20 protein-coding genes and 2 pseudogenes are annotated in these 17257 nt (G+C 64.4%); 5 read left to right on the forward strand and 17 right to left on the reverse strand.

The genetic code is table 11. The features are described 5' to 3' along the window. Positions 1 to 17: 17 nt before the first annotated feature. The 9 genes from AC0L3B_RS06510 to AC0L3B_RS06550 all read right to left on the reverse strand — a co-directional run bounded on the left by AC0L3B_RS06510 (position 18) and on the right by AC0L3B_RS06550 (position 6851). Entirely contained in the window at positions 18 to 1037 is a 1020-nt protein-coding gene (locus AC0L3B_RS06510) for a WD40 repeat domain-containing protein (protein ID WP_085385463.1), read from the reverse strand. Beyond that, entirely contained in the window at positions 1037 to 2080 is a 1044-nt protein-coding gene (locus tag AC0L3B_RS06515; RefSeq protein WP_026232508.1) for a CobW family GTP-binding protein, read from the reverse strand. The genes AC0L3B_RS06510 and AC0L3B_RS06515 overlap by 1 nt, the downstream gene beginning before the upstream one ends. 54 nt (positions 2081 to 2134) lie before the next feature. Continuing rightward, positions 2135 to 2998, reverse strand: coding sequence for a metal ABC transporter substrate-binding protein (locus AC0L3B_RS06520; protein WP_085385465.1), 864 nt, complete (start codon positions 2996 to 2998; stop codon positions 2135 to 2137). A 5-nt stretch (positions 2999 to 3003) separates the two neighbouring features. Further along, the gene (locus tag AC0L3B_RS06525; protein WP_007597190.1) at positions 3004 to 3873 is read right to left on the reverse strand and encodes a metal ABC transporter permease; all 870 of its coding nucleotides are present in this window, start codon (positions 3871 to 3873) and stop codon (positions 3004 to 3006) included. 6 nt (positions 3874 to 3879) lie between these two features. Further along, the gene (locus AC0L3B_RS06530) at positions 3880 to 4635 is read right to left on the reverse strand and encodes a metal ABC transporter ATP-binding protein (RefSeq protein WP_247284733.1); all 756 of its coding nucleotides are present in this window, start codon (positions 4633 to 4635) and stop codon (positions 3880 to 3882) included. Positions 4636 to 4637: 2 nt separating this feature from the next. After that, on the reverse strand, positions 4638 to 4874 hold the full coding sequence (locus AC0L3B_RS06535) for a hypothetical protein (RefSeq protein WP_039798633.1): 237 nt from the start codon (positions 4872 to 4874) through the stop codon (positions 4638 to 4640). A gap of 43 nt (positions 4875 to 4917) precedes the next feature. After that, positions 4918 to 5418 (reverse strand): hypothetical protein, encoded by a 501-nt coding sequence (locus AC0L3B_RS06540; protein WP_204512445.1) that lies wholly within the window; start codon positions 5416 to 5418, stop codon positions 4918 to 4920. Continuing rightward, complete coding sequence (locus AC0L3B_RS06545; RefSeq protein WP_473380183.1) at positions 5415 to 6026, reverse strand: permease; 612 nt, start codon at positions 6024 to 6026, stop codon at positions 5415 to 5417. The genes AC0L3B_RS06540 and AC0L3B_RS06545 overlap by 4 nt, the downstream gene beginning before the upstream one ends. Positions 6027 to 6254: 228 nt before the next feature. Beyond that, positions 6255 to 6851 carry a superoxide dismutase gene (locus AC0L3B_RS06550; RefSeq protein WP_007615200.1) on the reverse strand — a complete coding sequence of 199 codons (597 nt, stop codon included), beginning with the start codon at positions 6849 to 6851 and terminating at the stop codon, positions 6255 to 6257. Between the two features lie 238 nt (positions 6852 to 7089). Between AC0L3B_RS06550 and AC0L3B_RS06555 the strand changes: the two genes are divergently transcribed. The 3 genes and pseudogenes from AC0L3B_RS06555 to AC0L3B_RS06565 form a co-directional block, all read left to right on the forward strand. Next, positions 7090 to 7617 carry a GNAT family N-acetyltransferase gene (locus AC0L3B_RS06555; RefSeq protein ID WP_085350708.1) on the forward strand — a complete coding sequence of 176 codons (528 nt, stop codon included), beginning with the start codon at positions 7090 to 7092 and terminating at the stop codon, positions 7615 to 7617. Positions 7618 to 7699: 82 nt separating this feature from the next. Further along, entirely contained in the window at positions 7700 to 9085 is a 1386-nt protein-coding gene (locus AC0L3B_RS06560; RefSeq protein ID WP_085350709.1) for an MATE family efflux transporter, read from the forward strand. Positions 9086 to 9136: 51 nt separating this feature from the next. Beyond that, a pseudogene (locus AC0L3B_RS06565) lies at positions 9137 to 9208 on the forward strand (DUF2147 domain-containing protein); the annotation flags it as partial. A 4-nt stretch (positions 9209 to 9212) separates the two neighbouring features. Here the strand turns inward: AC0L3B_RS06565 and AC0L3B_RS06570 are convergent. Beyond that, entirely contained in the window at positions 9213 to 10352 is a 1140-nt protein-coding gene (locus AC0L3B_RS06570) for a DUF3095 domain-containing protein (RefSeq protein WP_473380184.1), read from the reverse strand. Between the two features lie 166 nt (positions 10353 to 10518). Between AC0L3B_RS06570 and AC0L3B_RS06575 the strand changes: the two are divergent. Further along, a pseudogene (locus tag AC0L3B_RS06575) lies at positions 10519 to 10944 on the forward strand (hypothetical protein). Positions 10945 to 10948: 4 nt separating this feature from the next. Here AC0L3B_RS06575 and AC0L3B_RS06580 read toward each other — a convergent pair. The 5 genes from AC0L3B_RS06580 to AC0L3B_RS06600 form a co-directional block, all read right to left on the reverse strand. Further along, positions 10949 to 11164, reverse strand: coding sequence for a hypothetical protein (locus tag AC0L3B_RS06580; RefSeq protein WP_204512447.1), 216 nt, complete (start codon positions 11162 to 11164; stop codon positions 10949 to 10951). Between the two features lie 125 nt (positions 11165 to 11289). Continuing rightward, positions 11290 to 12012, reverse strand: coding sequence for an SDR family NAD(P)-dependent oxidoreductase (locus tag AC0L3B_RS06585; protein ID WP_085350711.1), 723 nt, complete (start codon positions 12010 to 12012; stop codon positions 11290 to 11292). Further along, positions 12005 to 13387 (reverse strand): class I adenylate-forming enzyme family protein, encoded by a 1383-nt coding sequence (locus tag AC0L3B_RS06590; protein WP_204512448.1) that lies wholly within the window; start codon positions 13385 to 13387, stop codon positions 12005 to 12007. The genes AC0L3B_RS06585 and AC0L3B_RS06590 overlap by 8 nt, the downstream gene beginning before the upstream one ends. Then, positions 13374 to 13619 carry an acyl carrier protein gene (locus AC0L3B_RS06595; RefSeq protein WP_018453301.1) on the reverse strand — a complete coding sequence of 82 codons (246 nt, stop codon included), beginning with the start codon at positions 13617 to 13619 and terminating at the stop codon, positions 13374 to 13376. Before AC0L3B_RS06595 ends, AC0L3B_RS06590 begins: the two co-directional genes overlap by 14 nt. Before the next feature lie 141 nt (positions 13620 to 13760). Continuing rightward, positions 13761 to 15575, reverse strand: coding sequence for a long-chain-acyl-CoA synthetase (locus AC0L3B_RS06600; protein WP_473380185.1), 1815 nt, complete (start codon positions 15573 to 15575; stop codon positions 13761 to 13763). A 257-nt stretch (positions 15576 to 15832) separates the two neighbouring features. On the opposite strand from AC0L3B_RS06600, the gene AC0L3B_RS06605 reads away from it, so the two are divergent. Then, positions 15833 to 16546: an SGNH/GDSL hydrolase family protein gene (locus AC0L3B_RS06605; RefSeq protein WP_018453299.1), complete on the forward strand. Its 714-nt coding sequence runs from the start codon at positions 15833 to 15835 to the stop codon at positions 16544 to 16546. Positions 16547 to 16590: 44 nt separating this feature from the next. Here the strand turns inward: AC0L3B_RS06605 and AC0L3B_RS06610 are convergent, their stop codons facing one another. After that, a complete protein-coding gene (locus AC0L3B_RS06610) occupies positions 16591 to 16860 on the reverse strand; it encodes a DUF3551 domain-containing protein (protein WP_007597230.1) in 270 nt (89 codons plus the stop codon). A 31-nt stretch (positions 16861 to 16891) separates the two neighbouring features. Beyond that, positions 16892 to 17173 (reverse strand): DUF3551 domain-containing protein, encoded by a 282-nt coding sequence (locus tag AC0L3B_RS06615; protein ID WP_018453298.1) that lies wholly within the window; start codon positions 17171 to 17173, stop codon positions 16892 to 16894. Positions 17174 to 17257 lie beyond the last annotated feature (84 nt).

Raw genomic sequence — 17257 nt, forward strand, 5'->3', positions numbered from 1 at the left:
GTCGGAACGATGACAGATTAAAGCTCGAGCAGGCCGCCATCACCATTTTCGTCGGCGAACGCCAACAGCGTCCCCTTCGCGTTCCAGGCGAGCGCGGCGACTGCGGGCGTGGCGTTGCGGCGGACGAGGATCTCGGCGCCGTCCTCCAGACGGACCATCAGCACGGTGCCGTCGCTGTAGCCGGCGGCGAAGATGTCGTTCCTGGGGTGGCAGGCGACGACCGACACGCGCGCCTGCAGCGGCGCGAGCATCGCTGGCTCCTTGCCCATCGGGCCATCCTTGCTAGCGAACGGCCACAGGATCACCGTGTCGGCGCCCGAGGTCGCCAGCGCCTTGCCGCCCGCGCTCCACGACATCGAGCGGACGCGGCTGGGATAGCCGGTCATGCGCATGTGCCTGTTGTCGGCAAGCCGCCAGCCGTGCAGCGCCGATTCGTGCATCGTGGTGACCAGGAATTTGTTGTCCGGGCTGAAGGTGACGCCGAGATGCGAGCCGGCCCAAGGCAGGAATTCGGCCGACCCCGCCATGTTGGGAAACCACAGCGTCGCGCCGTTGTAATGGGCGATCGCGAGACGCTGGCCCTTCGGCGCAAACGCGAGGCCGCCGACGGTCGAGGGCACCTCGAGCGACTTCTCCTCGCTCTTGCCGCTCTTGAAGAAAGCAGTCTTGCCAGCCGACCAGGCGTAGGCACCGTCCGGATGCAGCGCCACCGCATCGATCCAGCGCCGTTTCGGGTCGGTCGCAAGCAGCGTCACTTCGCCTTTGGCCTCGAGCGACACGACTTTTCCATCGTCGCCGCCCATCACGAGGCGCTTGCCGTCGGAGGCGGCCGAGAGAATGCCGCCGCTGTGCACGGCGATCTTGCTGATCTCACCCTGGCTATCCACGAGCGCGACATTCTCCTCGCCGCCGACGAAGGCGGCGCGGTTGCCAAGGAAATGCACGGAGGTCACGACCATGCCGAGCGCGAGCGATTTGACGCGCTCGGTGACGGAGACGATCGAGGCGGAATCGGCGGGTGGCGTAAACTCTTTCATCACGAGACGATGCAGCTCTCAAAACCCTGGCGAATGAGGTCTTGCGGCAATTCGCGACCGATGAAGACGAGGCGGCTCTCGCGCGGCTCGCCGTCCTTCCATTTGCGCTGGTGGTTGCCCTCCAGCATCATGTGGACACCCTGAAAGACGTAGCGGTCATCATCGTCGTGGAAAGCAAGGATGCCCTTGGAGCGCAGGATCTTGCCGCCCTCCACCTGCACCAGGTTCTGAAGCCAGGGCATGAACACGTTCGGATCGAGCGGCTTGTCGGTCTTGAGTGACAGCGACTGCATGTCCTCGTCGTGATAGTGCTTCAGGCCGTGGCTGTGATCATGATTGTGATGATGGTCGTGATGGTGATGATCATGGTCGTGGTCATGATCCTCGGCATTCAGGAAGTCCGGCTCGATGTCGAGGATGCGGTCGAGGTCGAAAGCGCCGCGGTCGAGCACGTCCGCCAAAGCCACCGAGCAGCGCTCGGTGCGATGCAGTTTCGCATAGGGATTGATGGCGCGGATGCGGGCCTCGACCTCGGCAAGTTCTCCCTTGGAAACGAGATCGATCTTGTTCAGCACGATGACGTCGGCAAAGGCGATCTGGTTCTTGGCCTCAGGTGCATCCTTGAGGCGGTCGGATAGCCATTTGGCGTCCGCAACCGTGACCACCGCATCGAGGCGCGCGCTCTTCTGCACGTCCTCGTCGACGAAGAAGGTCTGGGCGACGGGGGCCGGATCGGCAAGACCGGTGGTCTCGACGATGATGGCGTCGAACTTGCCCTTGCGCTTCATCAGGCCTTCCATGATGCGCACGAGATCGCCGCGCACGGTGCAGCAGATGCAGCCGTTGTTCATTTCGAACACTTCCTCATCGGCACCGATGATGAGGTCGTTGTCGATGCCGATCTCGCCGAATTCGTTGACGATGACGGCGTATTTCTTGCCGTGGTTTTCCGACAGGATGCGGTTCAACAGCGTGGTCTTGCCCGCACCGAGATAGCCGGTCAGGACGGTCACGGGAATTTTTGGGGCGGTCGCTTCAGACATAACAACTCCGGACTTCGGGCTTTTCGCGCGACGCGAGGCGGGGTGGCCCCTGCCCTAGTGGTCAAGCGCACTGGTCAGGGCCTTTATATTGTGCCTGACCATATCAATGTAAGTGGGTGCAGGCCCCTTTTCGCCGGTCAAACCGTCCGAAATCAGGGTCCCACCGACTTTTGAGCCGGTCTCCGCCGCGATCCGCCGGATCAGCCGGTCGTCGCTGATATTTTCCAGGAACACGGCGGGGATTTTTTGGGCCTTGATCTGGCCGATGATGGTGGCGATGTCCCGCGCGCTGGGCTCGGTTTCCGTGGAGACGCCCAAGGGCGCGATGAACTGGACGCCGTATTCGGCGGCGAAATAGCCGAAAGCGTCATGGGTCGAAATCACCTTGCGACGCTCCTGCGGGATCTTGGCCACGGCTTCGCGGACCTCGCGGTCGAGCGTTTCGAGCTTTTCCAAATAGGCCTTGGCCTGGGCGCGGAAGAACTCCGCATCGTCCGGGTCGACCGCGGCCAGCGCATTGGCGATGTCGGTGACGTAGATTTTGGCGTTGGGGACCGACTGCCAGCCATGCGGATCTGCGGCCGAGCCGAGCTTGAGCGGCGCGATGCCGGCGCTCACGATAACCACCTGCGCCTTGCTGCCCGAGGACTGCACGAGCCGTGGCAGCCAGCCCTCGAGACCAAGCCCGTTGACGATGACCAGCTTTGCGTCCGCGATCCGCTTCGCATCGCTTGGCGCGGGCGCGTAGACATGGACGTCGCTGTCGGCCCCGACCAACGTCGTCAGATTGATCCGGTCGCCGCCGACATTACGGACGAAGTCGGCCAGGATCGAGAAGCTCGCGACGACCTTCAGTTGCTCAGCGGCGTGCAGCGGCGAGGCGATCAGCATAAGCACACAAAGCAGGATGCGCCGCATCGCTATCACGCTTCCAAATGCCGGCCGGGAAACAGCTGCCTAACGACGCCGCCGACCCGGCCGAACAGGACGGAGACGGTGTAGAGCGCGCTCGCCACCAGAATGATCGCAGGGCCCGACGGCACACGGGTCTGGAACGACAGCACGAGACCTGCATAGCCGGACACGGCGGCAGCGACGACCGCGATGCAGATCATGACGGTGAGATCGCGCGACCAGAACCGCGCGATGCCGGCCGGCAGGATCATCAGGCCGACCGCGAGCAGCGTGCCGAGCGCCTGAAAGCCGTTGACGAGGTTGATCACGACCAGCGCGAGGAAAGCGAGATGCGCAGGCCCGCCGGCCCGGCTGACGGTGCGCAAAAACAGCGGATCGACGCTTTCGATCACCAGCGGACGGTAGATCACGGCGAGCACCAGCAGCGTGACCGTGGCGTTGAATGCGACGACCAGCAGCGTCTGGTCGTCCATCGCGAGAATATTGCCGAACAGCACGTGTAGCAGGTCGATATTGGTGCCCTTGATCGAGACGATGGTGACGCCGAGCGCCAGCGAGGCCAGATAGAAGGTCGCGAGCGAGGCATCCTCCTTCAACCCGGTCGAGCGCGCGACGAGGCCTGCGAGGATTGCGACGGCAAAACCTGCGATCAGGCCTCCGGCCGTCATCGCGAACAGATTGAGACCGGAGAGCAGGAAACCGACAGCGGCGCCGGGGAGGATTGCATGTGCCATGGCGTCGCCGACCAGGCTCATCCGCCGCAACATCAGGAACACGCCGATCGGCGCACCCGCGAGCGACAGCGCGATAACGGCCGCGAGCGCACGTCGCATGAACTCGAATTCGGTGAACGGGCCGATCAACGCGTCATAGAGCATCGGATATCAAGCCGCCCGTGAGCGGGCATCATCGGCCGAGCAGGCGGCGGCGCTGTCGTCGAAGGCTTCGCACATCCGCATCGCCACCATCAGGTTTTCCGGCGTCAGCACCTCCGCCGTCGGGCCCCACGCCACGGGGCCGCGCGCCAGCACCAGCGTCTCGCTGAAATGGGTGCGCACCATCTCCATGTCGTGCAGTGCGGCGAGCACTGTGCGGCCCTCGCCATGCCAGTGCTTCACCAGCGTCAGCAGATCAGCCGTGGTCTTGCTGTCGATGGCGTTGAAGGGCTCGTCCAGCACGATCAGCCGCGCGTCCTGGAGCAGTACGCGCGCGAACAGCACGCGCTGCATCTGGCCGCCCGAGAGCGTGCCGATTGGGCGGTTTTCGAAACCGTTGAGGCCAACGGAAGCGATCGCGCGGAGGATCTTTTCGCGCGCCGCCTTGCCGATGCCGCCGAACAGGCCGGTCCCACGCCACAGCCCGGTGGCGACGAAGTCCAGCACCGAGATCGGGAAGCTGCGGTCGATCTCCGCACTCTGCGGCAGATAGGCGATATCGCGGCTGTCGAGCCCGCCGAGATGGATGCTGCCGTCGAGCGGCCTGAGGATGCCGACGATGCCCCGCAGCAGCGTCGACTTGCCGGCGCCGTTCGGGCCGATCACGGCCAGCAGCGCGCCCGGCGCGACCTCCCCATTGAGGTGGTGCACGGCCGGATGGCGGTCATAGCCGAGCGTAACGTTGTGGAAATGCAGCGCCGCCATGGTCACCTCATCGCCAGGAAGACCACGCCCCAAAGCACGGCGCAGACCGCGAGCGCGGCCGCGAGACGGGCGGCCATCGTCATGCGCAGGATCGACCAGTGCGCCGCCTGAGCCGGATGCGGAGAGGCCGCACCGTGGACATGTGCGTGGGTGTGATCGTGTCCATGCGAATGCCCGTCGTCATGGGAATGGCTATGAGCATGATCGCTATGATGGGCTTGGGACGCGGCGGGAACCATTCCTGGATGTTATATTATAACATTACAGCTGTCCATGCCGGGCTCAGGGTTTGCCGATCAGCATGGCGATGGCGGCGGCGACGAACGGGAACGGCACCGAAACCGCGCAGCGGAACCAGACGAAACGGGCCGGCATGAACGGAATTTCCCACAAAATCACCCGTTGGAAGGCAAATAGCGCCCAAGCGACGACATAGGCGACCACCTGCGGCACCCCACCACCCGATTTCAGGGCCACCGTCCCGATCGAGAACCCGATTACCGGGCCACCGGGCGTCGCGGCCCCGGCGACCACGGCAGTCGCGGCCCCCAGCCAGCCGCTGTCCGGGCCGAGCCAGCCGCTGATCACCTCCTGTGGGATGATAGCGGCGATGTAGCCGGAGCCGATCACCCCCAGCGCGATCCGCGGCACGATGTTGATGAAGTCCATCGAGCCTTCGCGCAGCGAGGCCTTGAACACCGGTGGGCCACGGCGAAAGGCGATCAGGCCAACGCCGAACACCGAACCCCACAACAGGATGTCGATCAGGAGCGCGGCGCTCATGTCTCGTCGTCCTTCATGCCCGGCTTCGGATAAAGCCGGACATAGACGAAGCGGCCGAGCGCGCCTGCGAGCATCGGCAACGGCAGCGAGATGAGGATGCGCCACAGCGTGAAGTCGGTGCCCATAATCGGGATTTCCCAGGCGACCGCCCGGCCATAGCCGATCAAGGTCCAACTCACGACCATGGCGATGGTGGCACCGAAATCGGCGCCGACCGCCAGCAGCGCACTCGCCACGGGATAGGCGGTGAAGGGACCGCCGGGCAGGATCGCGCCGAAGGCGGTGCCGATCAGAAGGCCTTTCAGGCCCGATTTCGGCCCGAGCGCGCGCGAGACTTTTTCGTGCGGCAGGATCTCGGAGATGAACGCACCGAGCAGGCAGCCGGCCAGCACGCGGGGCAGGATGCCGCCGAACAGCGAGAGATCGTGGGTCAGTATGTCGAGAACACCGTCGGCGCCGTCACGCCGCCAGACCAGACCCGCGCTCACCGCCACCAGCGCTGCGATGATGATGGTAGACCAGCCGATCGGCTTGCGCACGCGACCCGGCCGCGGCTCGGATTCCGCGTCCTCGGCGGGCGCAGGGTCTTTCGGGGAAAGTTCTGACAACGGGCGCGTTCGGCTCGAGGGTGATGCCCGTCCTGCTTAAGGGCGCCGCAGATGCGATGCAAACAGTACGATGACGGGAGCGATGCGCACCTCGCGCAGGGCCATGCGAGGCGAAGTGCGAATTCCGCACAACAAAAAGGCGGCCGCGCCTGCGACCGCCTTTCAATTCCGTCATTCCGGAGCGGCAAAGCCGGCCCCGGAATGCGTGAAGCCCAGGCCTCGTCGAACTCAGGCCTTGTCGAACAGCGACTCGACGTATTCCCAGTTCACGAGATTCTCGACAAACGCCTTCAGATAGTCGGGACGGCGATTGCGATAGTCGATGTAGTAGGAGTGCTCCCAGACGTCGCAGCCGAGGATCGGGGTGGCGCCGTGCACCAGCGGATTCTCGCCGTTCGGGGTCTTGGCAATCTCGAGCTTGCCGTTCTTGACCTGGAGCCAGCACCAGCCCGAGCCGAACTGGCCGACGCCGGCCGCCTGGAAGTCCGTCTTGAACTTCTCGAAGCCGCCGAGGTCCTCGTTGATCTTCTTCTCGATCTTGCCCGGCAGCTTGGTGCCGCCGCCATTGGGCTTCATCCAGCTCCAGAAATGGATGTGGTTGTAGTGCTGGCCGGCATTGTTGAACACCGCGGGGTTCTTGCCGAACGAGCCCTTGACGATCTCCTCAAGGGACTTGCCTTCCCATTCGGTGCCCTTGAGCGCGTTGTTGCCGTTGGTGACATAGGCCTGATGATGCTTGTCGTGGTGGAATTCGAGCGTTTCCTTCGACATGAATTGTCCGAGGGCGTCATAGGCGTAGGGGAGTGGGGGCAGCGTAAAGGTCATGGGTGTTGTCCGCGACTGATGGGGGAACGAGACTTAACGGTCACCCCTTATAGAAGGTTCCGCGGCTGTTAAATACCGCGAATTTTCCAAAAGGCATGGTGCGGCGGCTTAGCCGGATTGCATAAAATCGTCGCAAGAATGTAGGGCGTTTGAACCAGGCCATAAAATATCATTGCCTTTGAGGTGCTTATGGCAGAACGACACGCACCGACGGCGCGGAGACGCGAAAGAGAGAGCCATGAGCATCGAGATCGACATTTTGAACGGCGACGCCTCTTGGCGGATCGCGGAGCCGCTGCACCAGGCGGTCTTCGGACCTGATATCGTCGGGAAGCAGCCCTGGGCCCACGTCAAATGGGCCAATGCCGACCTGCGCGTTCTGATCGAGACGCCCGAGGATGGTCTCGTCTGCCATGTCGGCATCTATTTTCGCACCGTCACCTGGAACGGGCAGAAGGTTCACATCGGCGGCATCGGCGGCGTCTGCACGCGGGAGGACCGGCGCGGCCGCGGCTATGCGACCATGGCGATCGATGCCGCGGTGCATACCATGCGCGCCAACGAGGCGGTCCGCTTCGCGCTGCTGTTCTGCGAGCCGCACAATGTCGCGTTCTACGAGGCCCGCAGCTGGCTCCCCTTCAAGGGCGAGGTCTATTGCGAGCAGCCGGAGGGGCGGATCCGCTTCACCCACATGGCGCCCTATGTCTGCAACATCGTCAGCGCGCCGACACTCGGCACTATCGACCTCTGCGGCCTGCCCTGGTGAGCCCTGCGTGAGGCGCGGCTGGTGCCGGCGCTGCGCGCCATATAATATGTCGATCATCATCCAATATTCCGCGCGGTGACACATGACGATCGACGCCTCGATAGACGCCATGCCGCCGCCTGCCCCGGTCGCCTCGCCCATCGCCAGCTTGCTGACGGCCCCGATCCTGCCGACGCTGCTGCGGCTCGCGATCCCCAACATGATCGCGATGGTCGGCAGCACGCTGGTCGCGGTCGCCGAGACCTCCTATATCGGCCGGCTCGGCACCATTCCGCTCGCAGCGATCGCGCTGGTGTTTCCATTCGCCATGCTGACGCAGATGATGAGCGCGGGCGCGATGGGCGGCGGCGTCTCGTCTGCGATCAGCCGCGCGCTCGGCGCAGGCGACCGGAACCGTGCGGCGACGCTGGCGCTGCATGCCGCCATCATCGGCCTCTGCGGCGGGCTTTTCTTCACGGTGACGATGCTCGTCTTCGGCCGCTCGTTCTTCGCGCTGCTGGGCGGGCGCGAGCGTGTGCTCGAGGAAGCCAGCGGCTATTCGCAAATGCTGTTCTCCGGCGCGGTCGCGATCTGGCTCGTCAACACGCTGGCCTCGGTGATCCGCGGCACCGGCGACATGCGTCTGCCCTCGATGGCGCTGATCGGGACGAGCGTGCTCCAGATCGCGCTCGGCGGCACGCTGGGGCTCGGCCTGTTCGGCGTGCCGCAATTCGGCATGCCCGGAGTGGCCGCCGGTCAGTTGATCGCATTCACCTGCGCTGCGATCTTCTTCCTCTGGTATCTCTGGTCCGGCCGCAGCCGGCTGCCGCTGGATTTCGGCGCCTTCCATTTCGATCGCGCGTTGTTCTTCGACATCCTCAAGGTCGGCGCGGTCGCCTGCCTGTCGCCGCTCCAGACCGTGCTCACCATTTTGATCTTCACCAAGATCCTGGCGACCTTCGGCACCGAGATGCTGGCCGGTTACGGCATCGGCTCGCGACTGGAATTCTTGCTGATCCCGATCACCTTCGCCTTCGGCATCGCATCGGTGCCGATGGTCGGCATGGCGATGGGCGCCGGACAGGTGAAGCGCGCGCGGCGCGTGGCCTGGACCGCGGCCGGGGCCTCGGGACTTACCGTCGGCCTGATCGGCCTCATCATCGCGCTCGATCCATCCCTGTGGGTTTCGCTCTTCACCAGGGATCCCGGCGTTGCCGCCGCCGCGCACAGCTACTTCCACTGGGCAGGCCCGACCTTCGTGTTCTTCGGCGTGGGCGTGTCGCTGTATTTCTCCTCGCAAGGCGCGGCGCGGGTCGGCGGTCCCGTGCTCGCCTCCACCGCGCGGCTGCTGATCGTCGCGATCGGCGGCGGCGGCCTCATGATGGCGCAGGCTCCGGCCTGGACCCTGTTCGCGCTGGTCGGCGGCGCCATGGCGGTATTCGGGCTGTCGACCGCGGCCTCGGTCGCCTTCGTGCGCTGGGTCAAATAAGCGCAGGTCATTGCACGCAGGCAAATAAACGCGGGAATGTGATTCCATCCAGATTCGCTGCGGGTCGAAGGCTGCGTCGGCGCGCTCTGCGGCGGCGAAACCTGGACGCGGGCGGGGCGCTAGCGCTTCACGCCGTCATCGCCTTCAGCGCCGTCGCCGCCGAGGCGTAGCCGCCCCGCGCGCCGTCGATAAAATGGACGTGATCGCTGCGCAACGCCGACGGGGTGAAGCAGGTCATCATCGCAGCGTCCTGCTGATAGAGGCCGTAACGCACGATGCCGTCGCGCGCGGCAATCGCGAGGCGATCGCTGAGGGCGCGTTCGAGCTCCGGCGTACAGTCGAGGATCATGCGCAGGCCGTCGTCATATTTTCGGAAGTCGGAGTTCTCCACGACCTGCCGTGTATAGAGCTTCGGCACGAAGCCGCCGACTTTGAGATCGAAGCGCATGATCAGATAGACGAAAAGGGTGTAGGCCAGCACGCTGGCGCGGCGTGCGAGCAACGGACCTCCGCGCCTGGTGCGCGCCTCATATTCCAGCCCTTGCGGCGGCCATGTCAGCGGCGGCCCTTGTGGCGGCACGGGACGACCGGCATCCGGGCTGCGCTCGACGAGATGGATGATGTCCTCGATCACGTTGCGGAATGCCGAGGGATCGGCGCCTTGGGCCGGCATGACCAGCACGGACAGGATCAGGCCGCGCGCAGCCGGAATCACCTCGAAGCGGCAGGACAGGCCGGAGAGATCGGGCTGCGTCCCCGCGGGCGCTTCGGTGATCGCAAACTCGCCGCGCTTCATCGCTGCGTCCGCCCAGGCGAGCCCGCCGCCAGAAAACATCGCATAGGACAAATTGGCCGACGGTCCGAAGCGCGCGACGCGCACGTCTAGGCCATGCGCGCGAATGACGCTCACCGGCACCAGCGCGACGCGCATCCGCAAGTCGAGATCTTCCCGCACCCAGGTCGCGGTCGCAGCCAAAGCCTCGCGGGCCAGTTCGAGATCATTAGGCGCGACCGCAAAACTCGCGCCGTCGCCGCCGAACACGAAGGGAAATTCGCGTCCCTCCAATGCATTCGTCACGGCCGCGATCACGGCGGCACCGGCCATGTTCACCGCCTTGTAGCGCTGCGCCGCGATGGCCTTGGTCGAATCCACGATGTCGGCAACGCCGACGCTCCAGTCGTCGGGCAGCGGCGAATACAAAGCGGGGTCCATCAGACTGGTGAAGCCGCGAAAGACCGGAATGCCGCTATAGAACGCTGATGTCATCGGATGATGCCGGATGGTTGGGACGCACGTCCAAAGGGACATACGTAGAAGAATCGATTCGGTTCGCCAGGCGCGCGCCCTTGCAACCATTGGCCGAAATGGACCCGGACAACAAGATGAGGGCGCACTGCAATGCCACAGAAGGTCATCAAACGGTTGACCGTAAATGGCGTCTAGTCTCGATGATCTGACATGGTTGCGCGGGAACATCGACGTGTCCGACTTCGACAGGAAGGACTCCATCGCTCCGGCAAGCCGGCGCACTGGGCGTGATCCGATCAGCGCGGTGAAGACGCCGGAAAGCCTGACCGCGGCCGTGGATAGCTGGGCCGAAACCCATCACCTGTAGCGCTCGGAAGCCATCCGTAAGCTGGTCGAGCTCGGCCTGAAGGTCGCGGCCCCGGCACTCCCGCCAGGGCACCCGCTCGCTTCGGATGCCACCAGGATCGAAGAGCTTGCGGTGCGTGAACTCGGGGGACTGCTCGATCCTGCGCTGTCTGAAGACGAACGCGAGCGCCGGATCCGCCGCCTGACCGAGGGCCCGCCGGAGTTCTCACACGAACGGATTGACCTGCCGAAGCATCGGACCTGAATGTCTAGTGCAGCTTCTCGCCCACGCGCTTGCGTAGCGCGGAGGCGGGAACGTCATGGCAGCCGACAAGACGCACGAATTTCTGCGGATACATTTCGTAACCGTGGTCACCGGAATTTTGGTGAGACATCGGCTCGCAGTGAACGGGCTCGCAGTGAACGTCGCTTTGCTGTGCGCAAGATGGCTTTACCGACGCCTTGTCCGGGCTCGAAGCGGTCATGGACTGCTCCCTATCGATTAGGGCAGATCGATTGACGTAACCCAATCGATTGCGCGGGATCTTACGACCAAATCCGGATGATGTCATTGCGCCGGATCAATGCAATTGTGGCGATGGAGTTCCGCCTACGCCGTGTTGCCCGCGTCGACCGTAAACACGGTACCCGTCACATTGCGACCGCCCTCTCCCAGCAAATACTCCACCATCCGCGCGACGTCGTCGGTCTCCGGCAGGCGGCGCAGCGCGCTACGGCCGGCGATGCGCTTGCGGCTGTCGTCGGACAGATTGTGCGTCAGCTCGGTGTCGATGAAACCGGGCGCGATCGCGTTCACGGTGATGCCGAGCTTGCCGACCTCCCGCGCGAGCGAACGGGTGAAGCCGGTGGCGGCGGCCTTGGTCGCACCGTAAACCGAGAGGCCGTTATAGCCGGTCGTCGCGATAATCGAGGAGATGTTGATGATGCGGCCGGCACCGTCGGCCATCATCTGCCGCGCGACATATTTGGTGAGAATGATCGGCGACAGCACGTTGAGCTGCACCAGCGCCTCGATCTCGGAATTGTGCATGGTCGCGAGCAGGCCTTCGGTGCCGAGGCCGGCATTGTTGACGAGGCCGTAGATCGGTCCGAATTCGTCGCGCACGAGTTTTGCATAGGCAGGGATCGCGTCGATCACGGCGAGGTCGCAGGCGCGGAAATGCAGGCGCCCCTCCGACCCGGCAATCGCCGCCTTGAGCTCGTCGCTCTCGCGCCGCGCCGCCGCGATCACGTTGTAGCCGCCATCAACAAGCCGCTGGCCGATCGCAAGGCCGATACCGCGGCTACCGCCGGTGACGAGAACATTATGCATCGGTGCGCGCCAGTTTGCCGGCCGGGGTGACGTCGAGCGCCTCGACGAAGCGGATCACCGCCGGCACCTTGTGGGAGGCGAGCTGAGCGCGGCACTGATCCAGAATCTGGTCGCGGATCTCTTTCGCGCGCGCCGGATCGGTGCCGTCGGCGAGGATCACGTCGGCGACGACGATGCCGCCGGTGATCGGGCTCTTGCGTGACTTCGCCCGCGACATCCGCACATCGAGATGACGGTTGATCACCGCCTCGATCTCTTCGGGGTGAACCTTCAGCCCACCGATATTGATGATGCCGCCGCGGCGTCCGACGAAATAGTAGCGGTCGCCGCGCAATTCGACGATATCGCCGCTATCGACATACCCGTCTGCGTCGGTGAGCGCAGCCGCGTCGCGGCCGATATAGGCGTGCGCCGTGCGCGTCGAACGGATACGTAGCGAGCCGTCGACGACCTTCATTTCGACGCCGTTGCGGTTGCCGAGATAGTCCGCCGGAAAGCCTTCCAGTCCGTCATTGACGGCAAAGCCGACGCCGGCCTCGGTTGATGCATAGGCATGGCCGACGGAGGAATTCGGGAACGCCGCTTTCAGGCCGTCCAGCACCGCCTGGTCGGCGATCTCGCCGGAGAGGCGGACATAGCGCGGCGCGAACTGCGCGGCCGAGCCGCTCATCAACAGCTTGCGCCAGTGCGAGGGCGTGCCGGAGATGTGGGAGACGCCCCGCGCGTTCAGCCGCGTGACCTGATCGGCGAGCGCCTCATGCGGATCGGACAGCACCATCGAGCCGCCCGAGAGGACGGCGCGGAGGAATATCTGCAGGCCGCCATAGCGGCGGATGTCGTAGAACGTCGCCCATACCGGCGCGGGTCCGCGCGCCGGGCCTTCGGCGACGATGGCGCCGGTGAGTGCTTTCAGCGTATGGCCGACGATTTTCGGCACGCCCGACGTGCCCGAGGTGAGCATCAGCCATTCCGTGGCGCGTTCGGTCCTGGCCGGCGCTGTGGCTTGAAGCGGCAGTTGTGCGGTGACGACCAGCGGCACGCCAGTCTCGGCCCAGCGATCGGGCTCGTCGGTGACAACGGCATCGATCCCGGCATCCGCCATCAGCGCGTCGAGATGCGCCGGGTTGAGATCCGGCGGGCACAGCAGCATGCGGCGGGCAATACCGTCGAGCTCGATCATGGCAAGACCCGATCGGAGCTGGTCGGACAATTTCAGCAGCACCGCGCGGCCGGACAGCTCGCCCAGGCGGCCACCCAGGACCGTCTGCGACAGGATATCCGTCAACGACACGACATCGTGCGCGTCCGACAGCGTGCGGCCGGTCAGCTCCGCGCCGAGATGGTCGCGGAGCGCAAAGATCTCACGCGGGGACATTTTCGTAGGCCCGCACGAAATCGCCCACGGTGGCGGGGAACGCTGCGTCCTCGGAAATGGTGAAAGGGTCGACGCCGGTCTCGTCCTCGAGGCGCGCCACCAGGATGGCGAAGGCGAGCGAGTCGAAGCCCGTCTCGTGCAGGGACAGCTCGTCCGAGAGTGCGGGAAGCGCGACGTGCTGCTCTTTGGCGATCTGCTGGATCGCTTCAATGACCTTAGACCGTACCGACATGGCTGGCTCGCTTCTGTTGTCGTTCGTGTTGCGGCGGTTCTTGATGACCGCCTCCCTTGCCCGTTTGTTTACCCGACAGAAGTAAATGGCTTCTTGGACAATTCGGATAAAATTGGACCTATCTGGCGGATTTTCGCGCGGCTAGAGCCGGATCGTACCCTGGTTGATTTGCGCATACGTCTCCGCGTCCAGCGCGACATAGGCGCCGGTCTTCGGGTCCAGCATGAACAGCGGATCGGAGACCGCGCCGGGATCAAATCCCTCGCGCGCGAGCTCGCCCTTCTTCTGCTTGAACGTCTCGGTCGCATCGAGCTCGCGCGAGATGCGTATGAAGACGGGATGAGCATAGGCGGGCAGGCGCTGTGCGAGATGGGCGGGCAGTGCCTCGACGGCGAAGCCTTCGTTCACCACGATCGCACTCATGCCGGCGCGGCCGTCGGTGCCGGGAATGCCGACGCCGTAGGTGGTGGCGTCGATCACGCCGGTGAAATCGCGCATGGCGTCGTTGACCTCCGAAGTCGCGACGTTCTCGCCCTTCCAGCGAAAGGTGTCGCCGATGCGGTCGACGAAGTGGAAGAAGCCCTTCTCGTCGAGCCGCATCAGGTCGCCGGTGCGGAACCAGGAATCGCCCTTGGCAAAGACATCGCGCAGGATCTTCTTCTCGGTCTCGCTCGCCTCGGTGTAGCCCTCGAAGCGACCGCCGCCCTCATCCGCAGTGCCGATGCGGCCTATGGCTTCGCCGGCCTCGCCGCGCGCGCAGGGGATACAAAACCCCTCCGCATTGCGCAGCGGGGCGCCGTTATCGGGCTCGAGCTTGACGAGACCGGCAGGGAAACGATGCGCAAGCAACGGCGGAACGCGGCCGATCGCGCCGGGCTGGCCCTCGACGTTGAACAGCGAGAAATTGCCTTCCGTCGCCGCGTAGAATTCGAGGATGCGCGGAATGGCGAAACGCGCCTGAAAATCGTCCCAGATGTCACCGCGTAGGCCGTTGCCGCAGACGAGCCGCAGGCGATGCCGGTTCTCGTATTCCGACGGCGGCGCCTTGAGCAGATAGCGGCAGAGCTCGCCGATATACTGGAACAGCGTACAGTCGTGGCGCACGATGTCGGGCCAGAAATTCGAGGCTGAGAATTTATCCGCGATCACCACCGAGCCCCCGGCAGCGAGCATGCTGCATGGTGCCACGATGCCGCCAACCGAGTGGAACAGCGGCAGGCAATCGTAGAGCCGGTCCTGCGGCGTCGCGCCGGTGAGGCCGGCGAACCAAAAGCCCCAATTGAGGATGCGGCGATGGCTGATGCTTGCGGCTTTCGGCAGGCCGGTGGTCCCGGACGTGTAGATCAGCAGGGCCCGGTCGTCGATGGTGACGTCACCACGCTCGTCCGGCGAAAGCGGCCGGTCATCGAGGGCGTCGAGCGCGACATCGATCGGACGCTCGCTGCGGGCATCGCCGTGGGTCCAGACCTTTGCTTCCGTCTTCAAGTGCGGCAACGGCCCGGCCAGCTCCGCTGCAAGCTCATGCGCAACAATGATGTGAGCGGGCTTTGCGACTCCGACGCAATGCGCGAGCGAGTGCCCGACGAGCTTGGTGTTGATCAGCGCGACCACGCCGCCGACGCGGCTGATGCCGAGCCAGGCCGCGACATAATCGATGCCGTTCGGCATGATCAGCGCGACAGTGCCGCCCTTGGCCACACCGGCCGAGCGCGCCCAGCGCGCATAACGATTGATGCGTTTCGAAAGTCCCTCATAGTCGAGGCTCGCGTCATCGGTGGTCAGCGCAACGCGATTGGGCTGGCGCTGCGCCCAATCGTCGACGACATCGGCGAACAGCCGGCCCGGCAACGTCTCGATCCGTGCGGTGAGCTCGATCGCCTTCAGCCAGATTTTCGAAGCCGAAGGTGCGCGCGCGGCTTTCGGTTGCTCGATGACGCCGGTTGTCATGCCGTTCATTCTTTCGGAACGTGTCTGCGGGTTTCCGGCAGCTTAGCTCGCACGCCCTGCCCAGATGTTAAGAGACAAGGTAAAACCGGGTTAGTGCACGATTAACTCTAGTGATCCTTTACCAAACCGGAGGCGATCGAGGTGCGCCGCCTGGCAGTTCTTGCAATAGCAAAGCCAGTTGTCGGGGCGTGAGGCTAGGCGGCTCCGGGCAAACGGGTTAGTCTTTTTGACCCTGCATTGTCCCGGTTGCGAAAGGGAGACGACCTGTGGCTCTCGGCTCGTCTGAATTTCCCGTCCAGGCCGCGCCGTTCGAGCAGCCGCTGACCAATTTTGCCAATGGCCTGAGGCGCGGACAGGTCAAGGTGGTCGCGATCGGCTCGTCGACCACGGCGGGCGAAGGAGGCATCGCGCCCTATCCGCAACGATTGCTGGCGGACCTTCGGAGCATATTTCCGAAGCCCGGGATCGATGTCATCAACCGGGGCGTCGGCGGCGAAGAGGCTCCCAAGGAGCTTTTGCGGTTCAAGCACGACGTCTTCGACCAGAAGCCGGATCTCGTGATCTGGCAGGTCGGCACCAATGCGGTGTGGCAATCGGCCGATCAGAATCCACCGACCTTTGACGAGACCAGGAGGGCCATCGCTGACGGCGTCGATCAGCTGCTTGTGGACGGAGGGATCGACGTCATCCTAATGGATCTGCAATATGTGCCGGCGGTGCTGACGCCGGCCAAGGCCGACAAGGCGAACGCGATGGTCGCAGCGATCAGCGAGATCGCGCATGCAAAGCGGGTCAACGTCTTTCGCCGCTTCGCGCTGATGAAGGGCTGGCACGACGTTGCAAGAATTTCGTTCGACCGCATGGTCGACCCGGGCGACGACAGCAGGCTGCACGCAAGCGACTGGACCACGGACAAGATGACCTGGCAGTTGACCGACGCGATCGTCACCGCGGCCAACGAGGCGCCCCACGGCAGCTAGCCCTGCATACTCCGTCTGATTGACGGCCGAACGGGCGGTGAGCCCTAGCCGCCTCGCTGATGGCGCAAGCGCTGCGGCGGTGCGTTGAACGGATAATACGGATTGAGATCGCAGCTGGCGGAGCGGCCGGAAGCCGTAGCTCGGCACTGCGGCACTGAGGTGAAGGAGCAATCGTACCACTCCCCGCCACCGCCGTTTGCACCGGAATAGACGTGCATGCAGACGGGATAGCGCGGATCGAAGGTCTGTGCATGCGACGGCGCGGCCGTGAGCAGGGCACCGACGGTCATGATCAGGCCGAACAAGCGATGCATGAAAATTCCCCCTGAAGGCCGTTGCGGATCGCTAGTGCACGTTCTTGTGGCGCCGGCGCGGCGGCGGCGGGGGTTGGTCGAACGCATAGTAGGGATTGACGTCGCAGCTTGCCGAGCGGCCCGAGGCCGTGGCGCGGCACTGCGGCAGCGAGGTGAAGGAGCAATCGAAATAATCGCCACCGCCCCCGCCAAAACTACCGGGCGTATAGACGTGCATGCACACCGGGTAACGCGGATCGTAGGTCTGGGCGCTGGCATCTGCCGCCACGAACAGCGTGGCAATTGCGGTCAGGGTCAGGATCGGCAAACGCATGGAGAAATCCTCGAATCTGTCATGTCGGCCATGTCGGCGGCCCGGATGCCGGCCACCTCGTATGGCATAACACCATGGCAGAGG

The organism is Bradyrhizobium sp. Kon56, from assembly GCF_055807635.1.

Bases quoted from the DNA above. Each gene is read 5' to 3' on its own strand.
- AC0L3B_RS06510 (WP_085385463.1), bottom strand. From the start codon at position 1,037: ATGAAAGAGTTTACGCCACCCGCCGATTCCGCCTCGATCGTCTCCGTC.
- AC0L3B_RS06515 (WP_026232508.1), bottom strand. From the start codon at position 2,080: ATGTCTGAAGCGACCGCCCCAAAAATTCCCGTGACCGTCCTGACCGGC.
- AC0L3B_RS06520 (WP_085385465.1), bottom strand. From the start codon at position 2,998: ATGCGGCGCATCCTGCTTTGTGTGCTTATGCTGATCGCCTCGCCGCTG.
- AC0L3B_RS06525 (WP_007597190.1), bottom strand. From the start codon at position 3,873: ATGCTCTATGACGCGTTGATCGGCCCGTTCACCGAATTCGAGTTCATG.
- AC0L3B_RS06530 (WP_247284733.1), bottom strand. From the start codon at position 4,635: ATGGCGGCGCTGCATTTCCACAACGTTACGCTCGGCTATGACCGCCAT.
- AC0L3B_RS06535 (WP_039798633.1), bottom strand. From the start codon at position 4,874: ATGGTTCCCGCCGCGTCCCAAGCCCATCATAGCGATCATGCTCATAGC.
- AC0L3B_RS06540 (WP_204512445.1), bottom strand. From the start codon at position 5,418: ATGAGCGCCGCGCTCCTGATCGACATCCTGTTGTGGGGTTCGGTGTTC.
- AC0L3B_RS06550 (WP_007615200.1), bottom strand. From the start codon at position 6,851: ATGACCTTTACGCTGCCCCCACTCCCCTACGCCTATGACGCCCTCGGA.
- AC0L3B_RS06555 (WP_085350708.1), top strand. From the start codon at position 7,090: ATGAGCATCGAGATCGACATTTTGAACGGCGACGCCTCTTGGCGGATC.
- AC0L3B_RS06560 (WP_085350709.1), top strand. From the start codon at position 7,700: ATGACGATCGACGCCTCGATAGACGCCATGCCGCCGCCTGCCCCGGTC.
- AC0L3B_RS06570 (WP_473380184.1), bottom strand. From the start codon at position 10,352: ATGACATCAGCGTTCTATAGCGGCATTCCGGTCTTTCGCGGCTTCACC.
- AC0L3B_RS06580 (WP_204512447.1), bottom strand. From the start codon at position 11,164: ATGACCGCTTCGAGCCCGGACAAGGCGTCGGTAAAGCCATCTTGCGCA.
- AC0L3B_RS06585 (WP_085350711.1), bottom strand. From the start codon at position 12,012: ATGCATAATGTTCTCGTCACCGGCGGTAGCCGCGGTATCGGCCTTGCG.
- AC0L3B_RS06590 (WP_204512448.1), bottom strand. From the start codon at position 13,387: ATGTCCCCGCGTGAGATCTTTGCGCTCCGCGACCATCTCGGCGCGGAG.
- AC0L3B_RS06595 (WP_018453301.1), bottom strand. From the start codon at position 13,619: ATGTCGGTACGGTCTAAGGTCATTGAAGCGATCCAGCAGATCGCCAAA.
- AC0L3B_RS06600 (WP_473380185.1), bottom strand. From the start codon at position 15,575: ATGAACGGCATGACAACCGGCGTCATCGAGCAACCGAAAGCCGCGCGC.
- AC0L3B_RS06610 (WP_007597230.1), bottom strand. From the start codon at position 16,860: ATGCATCGCTTGTTCGGCCTGATCATGACCGTCGGTGCCCTGCTCACG.
- AC0L3B_RS06615 (WP_018453298.1), bottom strand. From the start codon at position 17,173: ATGCGTTTGCCGATCCTGACCCTGACCGCAATTGCCACGCTGTTCGTG.